Source organism: Streptomyces sp. NPDC052023, from assembly GCF_044548465.1.
In the GTDB taxonomy this organism is placed as follows: Bacteria; Actinomycetota; Actinomycetes; order Streptomycetales; family Streptomycetaceae; genus Streptomyces.
Genome location: NZ_JBIUBW010000005.1, coordinates 463,186 through 482,787, shown reverse-complemented (window position 1 = coordinate 482,787; position 19,602 = coordinate 463,186). Strand labels below are relative to the sequence as shown.

The window sequence follows — 19,602 nt, the reverse complement described above, 5'->3', positions numbered from 1 at the left end:
CACGAGCTGGCGGTGAACAACGCGCCGCTGACCGGGGAGAGCAACGCCGTCGGCCGTACGGCCGAGCCGGTGGCCACCGGACCGCCGTTGGAGGCTCGCAACTGCGTGTTCATGGGGACCGACGTCGTCGCCGGCTCCGGGCGGGCCGTGGTCTTCGCCACCGGCGCGGCCACCGAGTTCGGGCGGATCTACCGGCTGGCCGCGGCCGCCCCGCGGCAGAAGACCCCGCTGCAGCTCCAGGTGGCTTCGATGGCGCGGCGGGTGGCGGGGGCGGCCCTGGCGATCGGTGCCCTGATGTTCGCGGTGCGACTGCCCACCGGGGAGTCCGCGGTGACCCTGTTCGTGTTCGCGCTGGGTGTGATGGTGGCGCTGGTGCCGGAGGGGCTGCCCGCGACGCTGTCGGTGTCGCTGGCGATCGGCGTACGGCGAATGGCACGCCGCCACGCCCTGATCAAGCAACTGCTGGCGGTGGAGGCGCTCGGGTCGACGACGGTCGTGTGCACCGACAAGACCGGGACGCTCACCCAGGCGGAGATGACCGTCACCCACGTGTGGGCGGGAGGCGCGCCGCACCCGGTGAGCGGTGTGGGGTACGAGCCGAGCGGCGAGGTCGCCGACGCCGCGCCGGTGCGTGAACTGCTGCGGGTGGCGGGCCTGTGCTGCAACGCCCGGCTTGTTCCGCCCGACGGCCCCCGGGAACACTGGCGGGTGCTCGGCGACACCACGGAGGGAGCGCTGCTCGTCGTCGCGGCCAAGGCCGGTCTGGATCTGGGCGCGGAGGAGGCGGCCGCGCCGCGGGTGACGGAGTTCCCCTTCGACTCGACGCGCAAGCTGATGACCACGGTGCACAAGAGCGGCGGGGGCTACCAGGCGTGCGTCAAGGGAGCGCCCGGGGAACTGCTGGCGCGGTGCACCGACGTGGAGTGGGACGGGCGGCGTGGGCTGCTGACCGGGACGGAGCGGGCGGCGGTCGTCGCGGCGGGTGACGCGCTGGCGGCGCAGGGGCTGCGGGTACTGGCCGTCGCGCGTCGGGGGCTGGACGGGCCTCGCCCGGCGCAGGAGGAGGCCGAGTCGGCGCTGACGCTGCTGGGACTGGTCGGCATGCTCGACCCGCCGCGTCCCGAGGTCACCGACGCGGTCGCCGCCTGCCGCCGGGCGGGCATCCGGATCGTCATGGTCACCGGCGACCACCCGCTCACCGGGGAGGCGGTGGCCCGCCGGGTCGGGATCGTACGGCGGCCGGACCCGCTCGTCGTGACGGGCGCCCGGCTCGACGCGATGGACGACGAGGAGCTCGACGCACTGCTCGCCGAGCCGTCCGAGCTGCTGCTGTGCCGGGTCAGCCCGGAGCACAAGATGCGTGTGGTCACCGCCTTCCAGCGACGCGGTGACGTGGTGGCGGTCACCGGGGACGGAGCGAACGACGCCCCGGCGCTGAAGCACGCGGACATCGGCGTGGCGATGGGCGCGTCGGGCACCGACGTCGCCCGGGAGGCGGCCTCGATGGTGCTGCTGGACGACTCGTTCGCCTCCATCGCGGCGGCGGTGCGGCTCGGCCGGGCGGTCTACCAGAACATCCGCAAGTTCCTCGTCTACCTCTTCAGCCACAACATCGGGGAGCTGGTCCCGATCCTGGCGGCGACCTTCGCCGGATTCCCGCTGGTGCCCATCAGCGCGGTGCAGATCCTGGCCATCGACCTGGGATCCGACGTGCTGCCCGCCCTGGCCCTGGGTGCGGAACCGCCGGAGCCCGACGTGATGGAGCGCCCGCCGCGCTCCCGCCGGGAACGGCTTTTCTCGGCCGCCGTGGTGGGGCGGGTCCTGTTTCTGGGCGGTATCCAGGCGGTCTGTGTGACCGGCGTGTTCTTCTGGCACGTCGGTTCCTCGGGCATCCCGTTCGACGACTTCAGTGAGGACACGCTCGTCTATCAGGAGGCGGTCACCATGGTCCAGGCCGGGATCGTGCTCAGCCAGTTCTTCAACGCCCTCGCTGTTCGCACGGACCGCCAGAGCATCCTGAGCGTGGGGCTGCTGTCCAATCCGGCCCTGCTGGCGGCAGGCGGCTTCGGTGTCGCCCTCATGGCCGCGATCAGCTATCTGCCGCCCCTGCAGGCCGTCTTCAACACCGCCCCGCTCGACGCCGCCGACTGGGCGGTTCTGACCGGGCTCGGCACCCTGCCCCTGCTCGCGGACGAGGCCCGCAAGGCGTGGCTGCGCCGCAGCGCGGACCGCCGGAAGGGAGCCCCACGGTGAAGGTGATCGTCGTCGGCTGCGGACGGGTGGGTAGCACGCTCGCCGGTCTGCTCGCCGCGGAAGGGCACGACGTGGCCGTCGTCGACCGGCGCCCCGCGGCGGTCCGGCGGCTGCCCGACAGCCCCCGCATCCGCTTCCACGAGGGCAACGGCTACAGCCGCGCCGTGCTCCGGGCCGCCGGGATCGAGCACGCGGACGCGTTCGTCGCCGTCACCTCGGGCGACAACAGCAACATCGTCAGCGCGCGCACGGCGAAGGAGACCTACCGGGTGCCGATCGTCCTCGCCCGCATCTATGATCCCCGCCGCGCCGACATCTACCGCGAACTCGGCATCCCCACCATCGCCAGCGTCCGCTGGACCGTGCACCAGATCCACCAGATGCTGCTGCACCGCCACCTGAGCCCCGAACTCAGCTTCGGCAACGGCGAGACCCTGCTCATCCGCTCCGAGGTGCCCGGCTACCTCGTCGGGCGGCGGCTGACCGAGTTCGACGTCGACGGCGAGATCCGCGTCGTCGAGGTCACCCGCGCGGGCCGCTCCCTAGTCCCCGCGCACAGCACGCCCGCGCAGGCGGGCGACCTGGTCACCTTCGCCGTCGCCGCCACCGCGCTCGGCAGACTGCGCGGCTTTCTCGACAAGGAGCTCGGGACGTGAACGTGCTCATCGCCGGCGCGGGACGACTCGGCACCCAGATCGCCCAGGTGCTCTCCGCGGCCCGCAACGACGTCACCCTCGTCGACGTCCACGAGGACCGTGTGGCCGAACTGGCAGCCCGCCTCCAAGCCGTACGGCTGGTCGCCGGGGACGCCTGCGATCCCGCTCTCCTGGAACACGCCGGTGCGCTGACCGCCGACCTGGTCATCGCCACCACCGGCGACGACGAGGACAACCTCGTCATCAGCCTGCTCGCCAAACGCCAGTTCTCAGTGCCCCGTGTCGCCGCCCGCATCAACGACGCGGACAACGCCTGGCTGTTCGACGGGCGCTGGGGCGTCGACATAGCCGTACCCGCGGCCACCCCGCTGATCTCCCTCATCGAGGAGGCCACCGGGGCCACCGACACCGTCGCCCTGCTACGGCTGAGCAAGGCCGGCGTCGATGTCATCGAAACGGCCATCACCCCGCGGTCCAGGGCGGTGGGCCGGGCTCTGGGCGAGATCCGGCTGCCCGAAGGGACGGTCGTCGCCACCATAGTCCGCGACGGACAGCCCACCGTGCCGCACCCCGCGGTCCGGCTGCGGGCCGGCGACGAGCTCCTCCTCGTCTCGCACTGCGCGACCGAGCGGGAGATCCACGCGGCCTTCCAGTGACCCCCGGCGGACGGATGGCCCACGTCCACATCGCGCAACGACCCGTCGACCAGGGTGCCGCGGCCGCCGGTGGCGGGGCCGTCCCGCAGCGCCGTACCGCGCCCGGAGGTCGCGCCTGCGGTGGGATGCGAGACTTGGCCCCGTAGGTGGACTTTTTCCGGGAGGCAGCCGTGAGCGACTTCGAGCACAGCTCCACGGAGAAGGAAGCCCGGCGCACCACACCGGGTCGCCCCTGGACTCCCCGGGAGGAGCCGGGCCAGGACGCGCTGCGGCGCTACCTCGCTGCGGTCGCCGCCGTCACGTCGGCACGGAGTGCCGAGGAGCCGGAGCCCGCCGCGGCCGGAGTGACTCCCGAGCCGCCCGCCCCTGCCACGCCGGCGCCCTCCTTAAGGCGCCCGGCCGTGCTACGGGTGCGGGACGTCATGCAGGTACCGGCGGCCTCCGTCCCGGGCGACATGCCGTTCCTCGACGTGGCCCGCACACTCGCCCGTGAGCAGGTGAGCGCCGTACCGGTGGTCGACGCCGGCGACCATGTGATCGGTGTCGTATCGGAGTCGGACCTGCTGGCCAAGGCGGCCGTGATGGCGGAACCGCACCGGCACGGCCCTGTCGGCAGGCTGTGGCAGCACCGCCTGTACGACAAGAGCCATGGCGACACGGCCGCCACGCTGATGACCTTCCCGCCGGTCACGGTCCACCCGGCGCAGCAGGTGACGGATGCCGCTTGGACGGCCGCTCGCGCGCGTTTGAAGCGGCTCCCCGTGACCGACTACCGCGGCCGGCTTGTCGGTGTGGTGAGCCGGCGCGACCTGCTGCGGGCCCTTGTCCGTGACGACGCCGAGATCCGGACGGAGGTCGAGTCGCTGGTCCGTCAGCATCTGGTGGATCCCCGCGCGGTCGAGGTGACCGTGGAGAACGGCGTGGTGACGATGTCGGGGCGTCTGGACAAGGCGGTCATCCCCGAACTGCTCGCGTCCGTGCGGGAGGTCGACGACGTGGTCGACGTCGTCGACGCGACCGAAGCCGCCTGAGACGTGCGCCGCCGGCGCAGGACACGACGCGGCGGCGCGCTGCCGGCGTACTTCCGTGACAGCGCCGCTCGACGAGGAGCGGTAGGGCCGGACGGCCCCGGCCCGAGGACCGGACGGCTCGCCGGAGCCCCGGCCGGGCGACTCATTCGCGGTGCAGCACCACTTTGAGAGCGCCCGTGGTGGCGCTGTGGGAGAACACGTCGTACGCGTCCTGCGTCCGGTCGAGGGCGAAAGTGTGGGTGACCAGCCGGGAGACGGGCAGGTGTTCGTACCTCAGCAGATCCAGCAGCCACGGTATGGAGGACGTGTCCACCTGGCCGGTGGTGATCGTCACGTTCTTGCGCCACAGGGACTCGAGATGCAACGTGACCGGTTTGCCGTGCGTGCCGATGCCGGCGATGTGCCCGCCCGCACGCACGGCACGGGTGCCCAGGACGAAACCGTTCGGTTCTCCTGATGCCTCGATGACCACGTCGGCACCGGGTCCCTCGGCCAGTTCGGCGATCATCTTCCCAGGGAGCTCGGCGGCATCGACGCCCACTCGCGCGGCGGCCTTCAGGCGCGCCGTGGACAGATCCACCACGATGATCCGGCGGGGCGAGTAGAGCCGCGCGATGGTCACCGCGGCGAGACCGACGGGGCCCGCGCCCACCACGACGACGAGGTCTCCCGGGCCCACATGCCCATTGCGCACTCCGACCTCGTAGGCGGTGGGGAGGACTTCGGCGACCAGGAGGCCGTCATCGAGCGAGAGGTCCCACGGCCGGCGGTGGATGGAGTGGTCGGCGAAGGGCACCCGCACCAACTCGGCCTGGGTCCCGTTGATCAGGTTCCCCAGGATCCACCCGCCGCCACCGCTGCACTGTCCGAACGTGCTGTTGTGGCATGCCGGGCAGCGGCCGCAGGCCGACACGGACGACACGATCACCGGGTCCCCGCAGCGCAGAGCGTGGACGTCGCTGCCGATCTCCACCACCTCGCCGACGGCCTCGTGGCCGAGGACCGTTCCCGGCTTCACCTCGGGGAGCTCTCCCCGCAGGATGTGCAGGTCACTGCCGCAGATGGTGGTCGCGTCGACGCGCACGATCGCGTCGGTCGCCTCCTCCAGGACAGGGTCCGGGACGGTGTCCCAGGAACACTGCTCCGGGCCGTGGTACACGAGCGCTCGCACGGTGCTCACTCCCTTGCTCCCCTCACCTCCACGGTCGCTCCCGCCGGGCCACCGGGCAACAGGGGCCCGTGTCGTTCAGTCCGGCTCCATGTAAGGGCGGCGGAAGACCACGGCCTGGCCCGTGCCCCATGGGCGGACGGCTGCCAGCGCCCGGGCGACCGCGGACTCCAGGGGTCCACCGGTGTCGATCGGGACGGCGTCGGGCCACGGTGGTTCCCGGGCCGCCATGGCGGCTGCCACGTCGGGGCCGGCGTCGGACGGTCCGGGCGCGCGGGTGCTCAGCCGGGCCGCCGACACCTCGCCCGGCACATGGCAGTGCAGGGCCACCAGGTCGGCGCTGGTGCGTTCGGCCATGCGCAGAGCCGCTTCCCGCTGCGCGGCGTCCGACCAGGAGGCGTCCAGGACGACGGACTCGCCGGCGGACAGCAGGGCGCCGGCATGGTCCAGCAGGGTGGCGTACGTCCTGGCCGTCCCCTCGGGTGTGTACAGGCCCTCGCCATAGCCTGCGGCCGCGGGCTGCTCGGTGGGAATGCCGGCCAACTCCTTGCGCAGGCGGTCGCTGCTGAGCAGCGTGACGCCCAGCCGGTCGGCGAGAGCTCCGGCGAGCGTGGACTTCCCACTGCCCGGCAGTCCACCGACGAGCGTGAGACTGACGGCGGAGGCGCGTAGGTGACGCAGAGCCGTCGAGAGCAGCCGTCGTGATGCCGTGCCGGCACCCGGCGCGCCCTGGCGTGCCTGGATCAAGGAGACCTTGGCACGGACGAACGCGCGGTAGGCGACGTAGTGGTGCCACAGGGAAGGCGGGGCGGGGTCGCCGGAGTACTCGCTGTACCGGGCGAGGAAGTACGCCGCAGCCTGCGGTGCGCCGAGCTGCTCCAGGTCCATGGCGAGGAACGCGGCGTCGTCCAGGCCATCGACATGGCGCAGGTGGTCGTCGAACTCCAGGCAGTCCAGGACGCGGGGCCCGTCGTCGAGGCAGAAGACGTCCTCGGCAAGCAGATCACCGTGGCCGTCGACCACCCGTCCCTGCTCGAGGCGGGAGTCGAACAACCGCTTGCGGCCGACGAGATAGCGGCGCACCAGCCGTTCGGCCTGGGCCACGTCGTCGGGCTCGAAGCCGTCGGCGTTCAGCGCGCGGACCTGCGCGAAGCCGGCCTCCCAACGGGACGACAGGGCGTCCCGCGTACCTTGCTCGGCCACGTCCCGGCCGCGGGGAGCCTGCGCGTGCCATACGGCGAGGTGCCGGGCGACGGCCCGGAGGACGTCATCCACGGCGCCGCCTTCTCGTACCAGGCGGGAGAGGCGGCGGTCCGCCGGCATGCGGCGCATCACGACGAGAGGTTCGGCCTCTTCCGTGCCGGGGCTGCGGAACTCACCCAGGCCCAGGTAGACGTCCGGCGCGAAGCGGCGGTTGAGAGTGACTTCGCGCTCGCACGCCGTCCGGCGCGCCGCCACCGTCGTGTAGTCGACGAAGCCCAGATCCACCGGCTTCTTGAGCTTGTAGGCACGGTCGCCGGCGAAGAACACGATCGCGGTGTGGGTCTCGCACACCCCCGCGCGCGGCATCGGCTCACCGTCCTGCCGGACATCGGGGCGGAGCGCGGAGGCGCCGGTCCGAGTCGCCCGTCGCACCAGAGCCTCGCGGTGGGCCGGGTCAGACATGGGGGACGACAGCGACGGGGCAGCGCCCGTGAAGGATCGCGGCCTGGGCGACGGCCCGGCGGGCAGCGGCGGGACTCTCGGCCGAGCCGTCGAGGCCCACGGTGACGACTGGTTGCATGGCGGCGACCTCCGTCTCGTATGAAGCTGGTCACGACGGTGGCTGACGGTGAACACGTCCGATGCCGTGAGGGGGCCGGACGTCGCCGGCATGCCGAGCGTCGTTCCCGCTCTCATTCGAGGAGTACCCCAATCCCCTCCATGGCGCATGCGGACCAGTGGAGGCGTGGGCCGCAGGGATGGGATCCGGCACGAGAGGAGACAGGGGCGGTGACGATTCCCCTGGTGGTCGGCGTCGACGGGTCCGAGGCGAGTTTGGCGGCGGTGAGCTGGGCCGCCGAGGAGGCGGTCCGGCACGGGTGCCGCTCGAGCTCCTCCACGTCACAGCCGGCGACGACGAGGCGTCCGACGTGATCGGCGGCGCCTCGGAACACGCCAGGCAAAGCGCTCCCGCGGTGCGGCTGTCGAGCGAGGTACGGCATGAGGACGCGACCTCCGCACTGGTCGACAGGGGGCGCAACGCCTTCGCGCTGGTGCTCGGGGACAGAGGGCGCGGAGAGCTCGCCGGGATGCTTCTGGGCTCGGTGAGCCTGGCGGTGGCGGCGCGAGCCGACTGCCCGGTCGTCGTGGTGCGCGGCGCCGCAGAGCACCGGGACGGCCGGTTCGGCAGCGTTGTCGTCGGTGTCGAGGAGGGGGAAGGCAGCGGCACGGCCGTCCAGTTCGCGTTCCGGGAGGCCCATGTGCGGCGCTCCCGGCTGATGGCCGTGCACGCCTGGAGCACATCGTCCGGCGCGCTCAACGCTCCCCGGGCCCCGTCGTCCTATGCCCTCGAAGCCCATCGGCGCTCGCCGGCGCAGGTGCTCGACGACGCGCTGCGCGAACCGGCGGAGCGCTACGGGGACGCCCTGGTGAGCCGCAGGGTGGTGGACGGACCGGCACGCCAGGCGTTGCTGGAGGCGGCCTCAGGGGCGGACCTGCTGGTGGTCGGCGCCCGCCGCCGGCGGGGTCACGGCGGCCTGCAACTGGGGCTCGTCAATCATGCGGTGCTGCATCATGCTCCCTGTCCGGTCGCGGTCGTTCCCCAGATATGACCACCATCCATGCCGGCAGCCGGCGCCGCGGACGCACAGCCGGTCATACAGGGCCCTTCGGCCCCGTGACCGAAGCCCGCCGGCATTGCATGGTGGAAACAGGCGGTGGGGAAACCAGCGACTTGCTGGGAGGTCCACTCATGAGCACGCAGGATTCGCCGCACACACCCGGCCCCCTCCCGTCACGCAGGAAGCACGCGGCCGGCGGGCCGAACCCCTTGAGGCGTACGTCCGACAGGTTCGAAGCCTGGTTCCGCCGCGTCCTGCTGCTCGTTCTGGTCCTGGGCCTGCCGGTGGCCGCGGTCAGCGCGGGGCAGGCAACCTACGAGTCCTCGATGCGCACGGCGCACGTCCAGGCCGCGGAACGGCAGAAGGTCACCGCCCGGCTGATGTCGCACGCCAAGGGTGACACCGAAGCGGTGAAGCAACCGGCCCAGGTTCGCTGGACGGACAGGAACGGCACGGTGCGGACGGGCATCGCCCTCGTGCAGTCCGGCACGCCCAAGGGGGCCACGGTGTCGGTGTGGGTGGCCCGGGGCGGGACCGTCACCGGTCCGCCGATGACCGAGCTCCAGGCCACGACCAACGGCTGGTTCATGGGCGGCGCGGCGGCGATCGGCGTGATCGCCGGGTTCTACGCGACACGGGGAGCCATGCGGCTGGTGCTGGACCGCAGAAGGTATGCGCGGTGGGACACCGAGTGGGGGCTGGTGGAGCCCCTGTGGTCCGCACGCTTCCGCCGGTGACGGCGGGAGATCCGAACCGGAGCCGACGAGGTGACACCGATGACGGATGCCACGACCACCGATCTGTACGAAGTGACGATGGCCATGTCCTATCTGCGGGAGGGGATGACCGGCCCCGCGACGTTCAGCCTCTTCGTCCGCGACTTGCCTCCTGAGCGGGGCTTCCTCGACGCGGGAACGACAACGGCACGCGTGGTGCTCGACACCGGCACCACGGCGCTCACCGGCCACGGCGCAGCGCACTGTCATCCGGCCGACACGAACGTGCCGGAGATCGACGACGAACTGGCGGTGGGCCGGGCCATGGAAGACCTCGCCCACCAACTGCTGAACACCGCCGAGCGCGACATCGAGGGCGTGGGCGTCTCCCGGCCGGAGAATCGCCAGATCTCCGGATGGCCCTCGTGACCGAGGCGACCGAACGAGTGGAGGAAGATCAGCCATGACACACCCCGTACGACACGGCACGGGCGGGCTCCCGTCCGCCTTTCGCGAGCTGGAGGATCTCCGTACCCGGGTGGACCAGCTCATGCACGCCGCCTTCCCCGGCGGCACGTTGCTCCACTTCGGCGCGGCCGAGCCGTGGGCGCCGCTCGCCGATGTCGAGGACACCGAGGAGGCCTACCTCGTGGAACTGGAGCTTCCCGGTCTGGACAAGGACCAGGTGACCGTCGAGGTCGCGGAGGGCGAGCTCGACGTGCACGGTGAGATCAAGGAGAAGGAGCACACCGGCGTGGTGCGCCGGCAGACCCGTCACATCGGGCAGTTCGACTACCGCACGACGCTGCCGCCCAACGCCGACACGGAGCACGTCAGCGCGGAACTGGCCAACGGGGTCCTGACGGTGCGGGTCCCGAAGACCGAGAAGGGCAAGGCCCGGAGGATCGAGATCACCGGCTGAGTCGGGGGCCGGCCGGCGGGATACCTGCCCGGTTCGCGGGACCGAAGCCTGCTTCGTGCCCCACGGGCCGGCGGGTGCCGCCACCGGCCGTCGCGACATCCTGTTCCCGGCGGTCTCAGCCGTCGACGCCGGGTGTCCTTCCGGCTCCGGTGGAGAGGCTGTCGTCGGTCCGGTACGCGAGGTGCTCGGCCACGGAGACCACGCCGTCGACGCTGCGGCACAGCCGCTCGACGACGGGGATCAGACTCTTGAACGCGGCGGAGCCGCCGAGGTCGACCCGCCCGTCGCGGACCTCGACCGTGACCTGCGACGGGCCGAACCCCATCGTGCGCCACAGTACGTCCTGAGTGATCTCGTCCCGGATGGCATCGTCACGACGCAGAAAGATCCGCAGCAGGTCACCGCGGCTGACGATGCCCAGGAGCCGGTCCGCCTCGTCCACCACCGGCAGCCGCTTGACATGGTGGGTCTCCCTGACGCGGGCGGCCTCGGCCACGCTCCACTCCGGCCGCCGCGCGCACGCGGCGGGGGCCGACATGAGGTCCTCGGCACGGGACCCCTGCGCCTTGGCCGGCTTCCCCGCCTCCAGCTCAAGGACCACGGCCCGACCGGCCGGGTCGGGCTGGTCTGCGCTTCTGCGCAGCAGGTCCCCTCCGGACACCACGCCCACGGGACGGTCCAGGTCGTCCACCACGGGCAGGGCGGTGATGTCGTGGTCCGCCGGCAACCTGGCGATCTGTTTGAAAGCAGTGTCGCGACGGGCGCTGACGACGCCCCAGGTCATGAGTTCCGCGACCGTTCGGTGGTGCATGTCGCCTCTTCTTCCGGGACGTGAGAGCCAGGTCTCCGGCTCCCCTCCCGGACAGGGGCCACCGTCCCGTGCGGCGGCCTCTCGCGCGTGGCACGTTGGATACAGCACCAATCTGAGGAAGGGGCGGCGATCATGCGAGCTCACCTCGGCGACCACATCGTCATCGAAAGCCCAGCGACGGGCGCCACCAGGCGCGACGGCGAGATCGTCGCGCTCCACCACGAGGACGGAACCCCTCCCTACGACGTGCGCTGGTCGGACACGGATGAAGTGACCCTCGTGTTCCCCGGACCTGACGCGCACATCCACCACCTGGAACACGCACAGCCCGGCTCCGGTCACGCGTTCCCCCGGCCGGACACGGGCGGGGCGGAGGCCGTGCCCTCTGCCGCCCCGCCGGACCGGACACCTGTCCCCGGTGACATCGGCCGGCGAGTGGCCGCCGAACGGCGCAGGCAGAGTCTCAGCCGGGGGGAGACGGCGCGCCGCGCCCACATGTCACCGGACTACCTGGCATATCTGGAGGAGCAGCCCGCCGACCCGAGTGTGGCGACCCTGATCAGGCTCGCCGACGCACTGGGCACCACCGTCACCGCGCTGCGCGGGGCGGGCGTCGATCTCCCACCCGGTCAGGGCCACGCGCTGCTGCACCCCCAGCTGCGGGACCTCGCTCCCGACGAATGCCGCACTCTGCTCTCCACACACGGTGTGGGGCGGATCGCGGTGTCGGCGTCCGACGGCCGACCGGCGGTCGTCCCCGTCAACTACGAGGTCGTTGACGACACGATCGTCTTCCGCACCGCCCCCGACACCGTGGCAGCGGCAGCCGTGGGTACGGAGGTGGCCTTCGAGGTGGACCACGTGGACGAGGCCATGAGCCAGGGCTGGAGTGTGCTGGCCGTCGGCCCCGCGCACGTGGTCACGGAGGCCGACGCCGTGCGCAGGCTCGCCCAGCGCGCCCACACCTTGCCTTGGCCGGGCGGAGAACGCGAGATGTGGGTGTCGATCCGGCCCACGAGCCTGACGGGCCGCCGCATCACTCCGGCCGATCGGTGACCGGGCCCCGGCCACCGAAGGTGGTTCGGCCCCGGCATGGCGCCGACCGTCACGGGAGGCTCCGGTGAGTCGACGAGCACCGTCCGACGAACAGGTGGCGGCACTGGTCCACGACGCCGCTGCCGCCCCCTCGATGCACAACGCACAGCCCTGGCGCTTCCGCTACGTCCGGCACAGCCGCGTGTTCGAGGTGCGCGCCGACTTCGAGCGCGCCATGCCGCATTCCGACCCCGACACCCGCGGCCTGCACCTCGGATGTGGTGCGGCGCTGGTGAACCTGAGGGTCGCCGTGGTCCACGAAGGCTGGCACCCGGAAACCCGGCTGCTGCCCGACCCCACCGACCCGGCACTGCTCGCCGAAGTACGGCTGACCGGTCCGGAAAGCGGCAAGAGCGACCTCGGCGCGCTGCATCCGGCGATTCACCGGCGGCACAGCAGCCGCTACCCCTTCGAGGAGAGGCAGATCCCCGATCCTGTGCGGCGGGAACTCGGGGAGGCCGCCCGCGCGGAGGGAGCAGCGCTGACGTTCCCCACGTCATGGCACCTGCAGGACGTGCTGGAACTGGTGCAGGAGGGCGAGGCACGCAACATCACCGATCCCGGCAGCGACGACGACCTGGCGCGGTGGACGCGCATCGGCACACCCGCCGCTGACGCCGCCGAAGACGGGATCCCCCAAGACGCCTTCGGGCCGCGCAAGCGCGCGGGCAAGGCCCCCATGCGCGACTTCGCGGGCCCTCGGCAGATCCCGGGACGGGACGCCGCGGAGTTCGAACGGAGCCCTCAGCTGGCCCTCGTCAGCACGGTCCACGACCGCCCGCGGGACTGGCTCCGGGCCGGCCAGGCCATGGAACGCGTCCTGCTGCTGGCCACCCTCGAAGGGCTGTCCGGATCATTCGCCACCCAGGCCCTCGAGTGGACCGATTTGCGCTGGCCGCTGCGCGACCCGTTGACCGGACAGGGATTCACGCAGATCGTGCTGCGCCTGGGCTACGGGCCCACAGGCCCCGGCACGCCGCGCCGCCCGGTGCCGGAGATACTGCGCATCGAGCCCTGACCGCCGCGGACGGCGCCCTCGTCACCTCGCGTTTCCGGCCCCGTCCGGGACGGTGTCCTCGCCGCTCAGCCGGGATTCGACGTCCACCACGCCCTCCACGGCGCGGGCGAGTCGCTCGGCGACCCAGGCCAGGGAGCTGTCCTTGACCCGTCCACGGAGGGTGACGACTCCTTCGTGCACCTTCACATGGATGGTGTGGCTGAGAGCGGGAAAGAGGTAGGACACCACCGTGCGGCGGACTTCCTCCTCCAGGGCCTCGTCCGACCGCAGGAAGACCTTCAGCAGGTCGCCACGGCTGACGATGCCCTGCAGCCGGTTCTCGCCGTCGACCACGGGCAGTCGCCTGACGTGGTGCGCGGCCATGATCCGGGCCGCCTGGGACAGCGTGACGTCGGGCCGCACCGTGATCGCGGGGCTGCTCATGAGTTCCTCGGCGGTCAGCGCCTCCGCCTTGGCGAGGTCGGAAAGGTGCCGCAACTGCTCGGCCCAGGTCAGATCGCGGTCCCGGAACTCCTCCTTGAGCAGCAGGTCGGCCTCGGAGACCACGCCGACGACCCGCCCTTCGCCCTCCACGACCGGCAAGGCACCGACGTTCCACCGCCCCATGGCCCGCACGATCTCCTTGAATCGTGCCTCCCGTCCGACGGCCACGACGGGCCGGGTCATCACATCGCTCACGATGTGCGGGGTGTCAGGCATGTGCTGGGTCCTCGAGGCTGCGCGGGAAAACTCGCTTCGCTGGTATGTCTCCAGCATCACCGCGACCCGCGATACCGCAATTCCGGCCGAAGGCACCCCGATGCGGGTGGGTCCGTGTGTCGCGGAGGTCCGCGGTCGATGCGACGGTATTCACAGGGGGTGTGTCAGCTGCCGGACCGAGAGGCGGTGGGGACGATGGAACGGCCGGTGGTCGTGGGGGTCGACGGCTCGGAGTCCAGTCTGCTGGCACTCGACTGGGCGGCGGACGAGGCGGCGCGGCACGGGCTGCCGCTGCGCCTGCTGCACGCCTCTCTGTGGGAACGCTACGAGAGGACCCGGCCGTCGTTCGGCACCGGCCGCCCCGCTCAGGATGTGATGGCGCAGCACGTCGTCGCCTCGTGCACGGAACGTGCCCGGCTGCGCGATCCAGAAGTGAAGGTGTCGGGCGACGTACTGCCCGACGACGCGGTGTCGGTGCTGTTGAAGGCGGGGCGTGAGGCGTCCGCCCTGGTCACGGGCTCCCGCGGGCGTGGCGCGGTAGCCGGGCTGCTGCTCGGCTCGGTCAGTCTCGCGGTGGCGGCTCGCGCCGTGTGCCCGGTCGTGGTGGTGCGGGGTTCGGACGGGAACGTCCAGGGGGCCTTCGGCCGGGTCGTGGTGGGGGTCGGTGACTCGACCGACAGCCCGGGCGCCGTGCGGTTCGCCGTCCGCGAGGCGCAGGTGCGCGGATGCTCCGTGACCGCCGTTCGAGCCTGGCGAAGTCCGGCCCCCGAGCAGACGGGGCACCCCCTGATCGTGGACGACACCGCCCGAGTGAACGAGGAGCGGGCCTCCGAGCGCCTCACCGAGGCGCTCCGTGCTGCCGTACCGGAGCACCCCGGGGTCGAGGTACACCGCCGGCCGGTCGAAGGTCCCGCCCATCAGGTGCTCCTGGAGGCATCTGCCGAGGCCGACCTTGTCGTGGTCGGCGCCGTGCGGCGGCACGGCCACTTCGGCCTGCAACTCGGCAGGGTCGCCCACGCGCTCCTGCACCACTCGGAATGCCCGGTCGCCGTCGTCCCCCAGCAGGTGTGAGGGGTTGTCGCACCGGTCCGGTGCTTCCCACGGCTTCGGAAGGAGAGGGAAGGGCGGCGATGTCGGAGTGGACGTGGGAGTGGGAGGGCTACGACCCCGCTGCCGAGCGGTTGCGTGAATCACTGTGCACGCTCGGCAACGGCTACTTCGCCACCCGGGGGGCGGTGCCCGAGTGCCGGGCGGGCCTGGTGCACTGCCCGGGAACGTACGTGGCCGGGTGCTACAACCGCCTGGAGTCGACCGCGGCAGGACGGGAGGTGGTGAACGAGGACCTGGTCAACCTCCCCAACTGGCTGCTCCTTCGGTTCCGTCTGCGCCGCGCCGGGGGACCCTGGAGCCCGTGGTTCTCCCCGGACACACACGCCCTGCAGGACTACCGGCATACTCTCGACCTGCGACATGCCACGCTCACCCGCGCCTTTCGCCACCACGACGACGCCGTGGGCGTGCTCGGTGTCGAGCAGACCAGCCTGGTGCACCTGGGGGATCCTCACCTGGCAGCGCTGCGGACGGCCTTCACGGCCGAGGACTGGTCCGGGGAGATCGAGGTCGAATCCTGTCTCGACGGGGAGGTGCGGGCCCTTTTGGGGACGGAACCTCTGCCGCTCACCGACCTGGCGATCGCCTGCGCGCTGTCCGGCCTCGGCCACGTCGTCATGCGGCTGCAGGCGCGGCTGAGGCCGGAAAGACCGCCGCCTGCAGTCTCACCGGCGACCGGGGGCTCCTCCCAGGTGGCCGGCGGCGCTCCCAGGAAAGCATCGTGATCACCGCGTCGATGGCCCCCATCGGCCTGGACCGGACAACTCGAATGCCGTGGTGCGGCCTGTCGTCGCCGGAGCCACGGATCCCGCACCTGGCCCGCTGCCGTCGCCGGCGCCTCGCACGCGAGCCCAGCATGACGGGGTCACGGTCATGAGCAGGCCGGTCGCCCCGCGTCGAGGGCTGCCGCTCCGCCTCGTGCCTGCCTCAGGGGCCGCGGTCTACCGCCAAGCCCTCTCGACACGGCGCCGCAATATCACGCACGCCCATGCTGCACGGGGCCCTCGACAAACTGGGCGCATCGGGCTGGGCATGCCCCGAGTACGGGGTCGGCCCGCCCTTTGGCCCGTGGCAGGGGGTTGCATGAGGCCGCCGCCTCCGCCGCCGGGCCGCGTTCATGGTCTGGCGAGCGGCGACCTGTCCAGGAGCACGATGCCGGCCACGGCTGTGGCCGCGCCCAGCGCCTGCACGCTCAGCGCCCAGGGGGACGAGGCGAGTTGCTCGCCGAAGACCGCCACACCGATCAGCACGGCGGTCATCGGTTCCAGAGTGTCGATGAGCGGGAGGCTGATGGCCAGCGAGCCGGCCTGGTAGGCGCTCTGCGCCAGGACCAGACCCGTCAGGCCCACGAGGACCACCGCATACGGCTCCCAGTGGGCCAGCGCCCCGAGCCCGTCGGTCCGGAACCGTCCCGCCGTGCTCTTCGTCAGGCTGTCGAGCAGGGCGAGCAGCAAGGCCGCACCGATCGCGTAGAGAGCCGTGCGTCTCGGCGCACGGCTCCGGCGTCCGGCCTCCGCCAGCAGCACGACTGCGCCGCCGATCGCGAGGATCACGGGCAGCCAGTCGCGTGCCGCGGGAACGGCCGCGCCCCCGGGGGCCGGTGGCAGCGCCGTCAGGAACAGCGCCACGCCGCCTGCCGTGCAGGCGATCCCGGCCGCCTCCCGGCGAGTCAGGCCTGTGCGGCGGCGCCAAGCGAGCAGCGGCAGGGCGAAGACGAGGTCGGTGGCCGCGAGCGGCTGCACCAGGACCAGAGGGCCGTGGGCCAGCGCGAGGCCCAGCAGCGCGTAGGAGGAGACGACCAGGATCATGCCTGCCAGCCATGCCGGACGGCGGCCCAGATCCAGCACGAGCCGCAGCCGCAGCGACTCCCGGGCGGGTGCCTGCTGCGCCGCCTCCTGCTGGATCACCGACCCGACTCCGAAGCTCATGGCGGCCAGCAGGGCGGCCGCCACCGCGACACCCGTACTCATGGCTCGAGCATTGCCGCGGGGATGAACACGGACGACTCCGACACGCTGGACGACGCGACCAGCCGGAAGACCCGTCAGTCGTGGGCGATGACGGCGACGGGCACGGGACAGTGGTGCAACACGGCCTGGGCGACGGACCCGATGTGCGCCCCCAGCGGGGCCTTGCGAACTCGCCGGCCGACGGCCACGAGGTCCGCATCGCCTGCCCCGTGCAGCAACCGCTGTGCGGGGCCTCCGACGGGCGTGCACTCCACGACATCGACCGACGGGAACCTCTCCCGCCAGGGCAGCAGCATGCCGGCGAGGGCCCGGGCGATGTCCGGGCCCATCTCCCGCTCGGCCGCCGCGAGAGCGCGGGCGTCGCGGACGACCGGTGGCAGTGACCAGCCGTACAGGGCCCGGAGGGTGCACCCGCGCCGCGCGGCCTCCTCGAACGCGAACGCGAGGAGGGCGTCGCAGGAGTGATGGATGTCCACACCGACGACCATGTGGCGATGGAGGCCGTCGTACGAGACCGCTCGCTCGTCGTCCGGGTGTTCCGGTCCCCGTACGAGCACAACCGGATGCCCGGTGGCGCGGATCGTCGCCAGGCCGACCGACCCGACCAGGAAGCCCCGGACGCGGCCGAGGCCGCGCGAGCCGAGCACCAGCAGATCGGCTTCGGCCGCCTGCGCGGCCAGCGCCGGTGCGGGGCGGCCGGACAGACGCAACGGGGCGACCTCGAGCCCGGGCCGGTGCTGCGACAGGTCGCTGGCGGCATCGGCGAGCAGCTTGTCGGCCCACTGGTGCTGCTCCAGCGCGACCGACGGAACGGGCCCGGAACCGGGCCACTGGTCGGCGACCACCACGCGCAGACCCACCCCGCGAAGCAGCGCCTCGTCGGCGGCCCACTCTGCCGCACGGAGGCTCTCGGCCGAGCCGTCCACGCCCACAGTCAGATGGTGAGACATGGTCCGGGCTCCCTTCGGTCGCGTCCACGGCCTGGTTCCATGACCTGGTTTCATCATGCCCGCGCGACCGGAGCGACGGCAGGGCCACTGGTCCCTGCCCGGTCGTGCCCCGAACGGATCGGCGAGCACCCGCCACGGCCCCACCCCCCGGGGCGACTCTCCTGAACGGCGGACCAGTCGGCACTCGCCCCTCCCCCCGGGTACCCGAACCGGTGCCGGACGCCGCCGGAGGCAGACGCCAGGAATACCCCCCTGGGTATTCCTGTTATGGTGAGCGTCAGATACCCCCCGGGGTACATTGCCAGAGAGGAGTCACGTCGTGTTCTTCGTCGAAGCCCTGGAGTTCAAGGGCCTGGGCAACCGCAGCTATCTGGCTGGAGGCCGACAGGCCGCCGTGGCCATCGACCCGCCCCGCGACATGGACCGGGTCATCGCCGCCGCCGCCCGGCGCGGAGTGCGCATCGCCTACGTGGTCGAGACCCACGTGCACAACGACTACGTCACCGGGGGCCTGGAGCTGGCCCGGGTGAGCGGCGCCGAGTACCTGGTGCCGGCCGGGGCATCGGTCGCCTTCACCCGCACACCGGTCGCTGACGGCCACACGGTGCGGGTGGACGAGGGCCTGGCGCTACGGGCGATCGCCACACCCGGGCACACCCCGCACCACACCGCCTACGCCCTGGAGGAAGAGGGCCGGGATGTAGCGGCGTTCACCGGGGGGTCCCTGCTGATCGGGACGGTGGGCCGGCCGGACCTGGTCGAGCCGCGGCTGACCGAGCAGCTGGCCCGGGCCCAGCACGCCTCGGCCCGCCGTCTGGCCGACGAGCTGGACGACGACGTACAGGTGCTGCCCACCCACGGGTTCGGCAGCTTCTGCTCCTCGGCCCAGGCCGAGGGCGATGCGACCACCATCGGCAAGGAGCGCGAGACCAACGACGCGCTGACCCGGGACGTGGACACCTTCGTCGCGCAGATACTGGCCGGGCTGGAGGACGTGCCCGCCTACTACACGCAGATGGGCCCGGCCAACGCCGCAGGCCCCGCACCGCTGGACCTGACCCCGCCGAAGCGGGCGGACGCCGGGGAGATCGCCTCACGGCTGGCCGCCGGTGAGTGGGTGGTGGACCTGCGCAGCCGCGTGGCCTTCGCCGAGGGGCACGTGGCGGAGTCGTTCAACTTCGAGGGTGACGGCAAGCTCGCCACCTACCTGGCCTGGCTGATCCCGTGGGGCAAGCCCGTCACCCTGCTCGCCGACACCCCGGAGCAGATCGCGAAGGCGCAGCGGGAACTGGTCCGGGTGGGTATAGACCGCCCGGCCGCCGCCGCCACCGGTGACCCGGCCGACTGGGTCCGTGAAGGCGAGCAGCCCGCCTCCTTCCCCCGCGCCCGATTCGCCGACCTCGCCCATGTCCGTGAGCGCGGCGACGACGTGGTCGTCCTGGACGTGCGCCGGCACTCCGAGCGCGCGGGCGGCTACATCGACGGATCCGTCCACATCCCGATCCACGAACTGCACGGCCGCGTCGGCGACGTGCCGGACGGGACGGTGTGGGTGCACTGCGCCGGCGGGATGCGCGCGGCGATCGCCGCCTCGCTGCTCGACGCCACCGGCCGCGACGTGGTCGCCGTCGACGACGCCTTCGACGCCGCCACCGAAGCGGGCCTGACCCTCACCCGCCCCGCCACCGACCGACCCCTCTTCGCTTCACCCGCACGAAAGTGATC

General features: G+C 72.2%; 19 protein-coding genes and 1 pseudogene. 13 read left to right on the top strand and 7 right to left on the bottom strand.

Annotation, left to right across the window (positions count from 1 at the left end; all coding sequences use genetic code 11):
* The 4 genes from ACIHCM_RS14815 to ACIHCM_RS14800 form a co-directional block, all read left to right on the top strand.
* Nucleotides 1-2,253 (top strand): cation-translocating P-type ATPase (locus ACIHCM_RS14815; RefSeq protein WP_399894586.1); only part of this gene is annotated, 2,253 nt, incomplete at its 5' end.
* A complete protein-coding gene (locus ACIHCM_RS14810) occupies nt 2,250-2,909 on the top strand; it encodes a potassium channel family protein (RefSeq protein ID WP_399894583.1) in 660 nt (219 codons plus the stop codon). The genes ACIHCM_RS14815 and ACIHCM_RS14810, both read left to right, overlap by 4 nt.
* Nucleotides 2,906-3,565 (top strand): potassium channel family protein, encoded by a 660-nt coding sequence (locus tag ACIHCM_RS14805; RefSeq protein ID WP_399894580.1) that lies wholly within the window; start codon nt 2,906-2,908, stop codon nt 3,563-3,565. Before ACIHCM_RS14810 ends, ACIHCM_RS14805 begins: the two co-directional genes overlap by 4 nt.
* A gap of 170 nt (nt 3,566-3,735) precedes the next feature.
* Nucleotides 3,736-4,596 (top strand): CBS domain-containing protein, encoded by an 861-nt coding sequence (locus ACIHCM_RS14800; protein ID WP_399894577.1) that lies wholly within the window; start codon nt 3,736-3,738, stop codon nt 4,594-4,596.
* 142 nt (nt 4,597-4,738) lie between these two features.
* Here ACIHCM_RS14800 and ACIHCM_RS14795 read toward each other — a convergent pair whose 3' ends face one another.
* From ACIHCM_RS14795 to ACIHCM_RS14785, 3 genes are all read right to left on the bottom strand, one after another.
* Nucleotides 4,739-5,767, bottom strand: a complete 1,029-nt coding sequence (locus tag ACIHCM_RS14795) for an alcohol dehydrogenase catalytic domain-containing protein (protein WP_399894662.1) — start codon at nt 5,765-5,767, stop codon at nt 4,739-4,741.
* A gap of 75 nt (nt 5,768-5,842) precedes the next feature.
* A complete protein-coding gene (locus tag ACIHCM_RS14790) occupies nt 5,843-7,318 on the bottom strand; it encodes an AAA family ATPase (protein ID WP_399894659.1) in 1,476 nt (491 codons plus the stop codon).
* Between the two features lie 103 nt (nt 7,319-7,421).
* Nucleotides 7,422-7,547 (bottom strand): hypothetical protein, encoded by a 126-nt coding sequence (locus ACIHCM_RS14785; protein WP_399894574.1) that lies wholly within the window; start codon nt 7,545-7,547, stop codon nt 7,422-7,424.
* A gap of 209 nt (nt 7,548-7,756) precedes the next feature.
* Here ACIHCM_RS14785 and ACIHCM_RS14780 point away from each other — a divergent pair.
* The 4 genes and pseudogenes from ACIHCM_RS14780 to ACIHCM_RS14765 all read left to right on the top strand — a co-directional run bounded on the left by ACIHCM_RS14780 (nt 7,757) and on the right by ACIHCM_RS14765 (nt 10,224).
* Nucleotides 7,757-8,577 (top strand): annotated as a pseudogene (locus ACIHCM_RS14780) (universal stress protein).
* 140 nt (nt 8,578-8,717) lie between these two features.
* A complete protein-coding gene (locus ACIHCM_RS14775) occupies nt 8,718-9,323 on the top strand; it encodes a hypothetical protein (protein ID WP_399894571.1) in 606 nt (201 codons plus the stop codon).
* Between the two features lie 39 nt (nt 9,324-9,362).
* Nucleotides 9,363-9,731 carry a dsRBD fold-containing protein gene (locus ACIHCM_RS14770; protein WP_399894568.1) on the top strand — a complete coding sequence of 123 codons (369 nt, stop codon included), beginning with the start codon at nt 9,363-9,365 and terminating at the stop codon, nt 9,729-9,731.
* Nucleotides 9,732-9,765: 34 nt separating this feature from the next.
* Nucleotides 9,766-10,224, top strand: coding sequence for an Hsp20/alpha crystallin family protein (locus tag ACIHCM_RS14765; RefSeq protein ID WP_399894565.1), 459 nt, complete (start codon nt 9,766-9,768; stop codon nt 10,222-10,224).
* Nucleotides 10,225-10,339: 115 nt separating this feature from the next.
* Here the strand turns inward: ACIHCM_RS14765 and ACIHCM_RS14760 are convergent, their stop codons facing one another.
* On the bottom strand, nt 10,340-11,035 hold the full coding sequence (locus ACIHCM_RS14760; RefSeq protein WP_399894562.1) for a CBS domain-containing protein: 696 nt from the start codon (nt 11,033-11,035) through the stop codon (nt 10,340-10,342).
* A 132-nt stretch (nt 11,036-11,167) separates the two neighbouring features.
* Here ACIHCM_RS14760 and ACIHCM_RS14755 point away from each other — a divergent pair, with 132 nt between their 5' ends.
* On the top strand, nt 11,168-12,091 hold the full coding sequence (locus ACIHCM_RS14755; RefSeq protein WP_399894559.1) for a DUF1918 domain-containing protein: 924 nt from the start codon (nt 11,168-11,170) through the stop codon (nt 12,089-12,091).
* Nucleotides 12,092-12,155: 64 nt separating this feature from the next.
* On the top strand, nt 12,156-13,148 hold the full coding sequence (locus ACIHCM_RS14750; RefSeq protein ID WP_399894556.1) for an Acg family FMN-binding oxidoreductase: 993 nt from the start codon (nt 12,156-12,158) through the stop codon (nt 13,146-13,148).
* 21 nt (nt 13,149-13,169) lie between these two features.
* Here ACIHCM_RS14750 and ACIHCM_RS14745 read toward each other — a convergent pair whose 3' ends face one another.
* Complete coding sequence (locus tag ACIHCM_RS14745; protein WP_399894553.1) at nt 13,170-13,847, bottom strand: CBS domain-containing protein; 678 nt, start codon at nt 13,845-13,847, stop codon at nt 13,170-13,172.
* Nucleotides 13,848-14,042: 195 nt separating this feature from the next.
* Between ACIHCM_RS14745 and ACIHCM_RS14740 the strand changes: the two genes are divergently transcribed.
* Both ACIHCM_RS14740 and ACIHCM_RS14735 read left to right on the top strand, forming a co-directional pair.
* Nucleotides 14,043-14,918 carry a universal stress protein gene (locus ACIHCM_RS14740; protein ID WP_399894549.1) on the top strand — a complete coding sequence of 292 codons (876 nt, stop codon included), beginning with the start codon at nt 14,043-14,045 and terminating at the stop codon, nt 14,916-14,918.
* Nucleotides 14,919-14,977: 59 nt separating this feature from the next.
* Nucleotides 14,978-15,682, top strand: a complete 705-nt coding sequence (locus tag ACIHCM_RS14735) for a hypothetical protein (protein ID WP_399894546.1) — start codon at nt 14,978-14,980, stop codon at nt 15,680-15,682.
* A gap of 390 nt (nt 15,683-16,072) precedes the next feature.
* Here the strand turns inward: ACIHCM_RS14735 and ACIHCM_RS14730 are convergent, their stop codons facing one another.
* Nucleotides 16,073-16,927, bottom strand: a complete 855-nt coding sequence (locus ACIHCM_RS14730; protein ID WP_399894544.1) for a DMT family transporter — start codon at nt 16,925-16,927, stop codon at nt 16,073-16,075.
* A gap of 74 nt (nt 16,928-17,001) precedes the next feature.
* Entirely contained in the window at nt 17,002-17,877 is an 876-nt protein-coding gene (locus tag ACIHCM_RS14725) for a universal stress protein (RefSeq protein ID WP_399894541.1), read from the bottom strand.
* Nucleotides 17,878-18,196: 319 nt separating this feature from the next.
* Between ACIHCM_RS14725 and ACIHCM_RS14720 the strand changes: the two genes are divergently transcribed.
* Nucleotides 18,197-19,600 (top strand): rhodanese-like domain-containing protein, encoded by a 1,404-nt coding sequence (locus ACIHCM_RS14720; RefSeq protein WP_399894538.1) that lies wholly within the window; start codon nt 18,197-18,199, stop codon nt 19,598-19,600.
* The last annotated feature ends 2 nt before the right edge of the window (nt 19,601-19,602 follow it).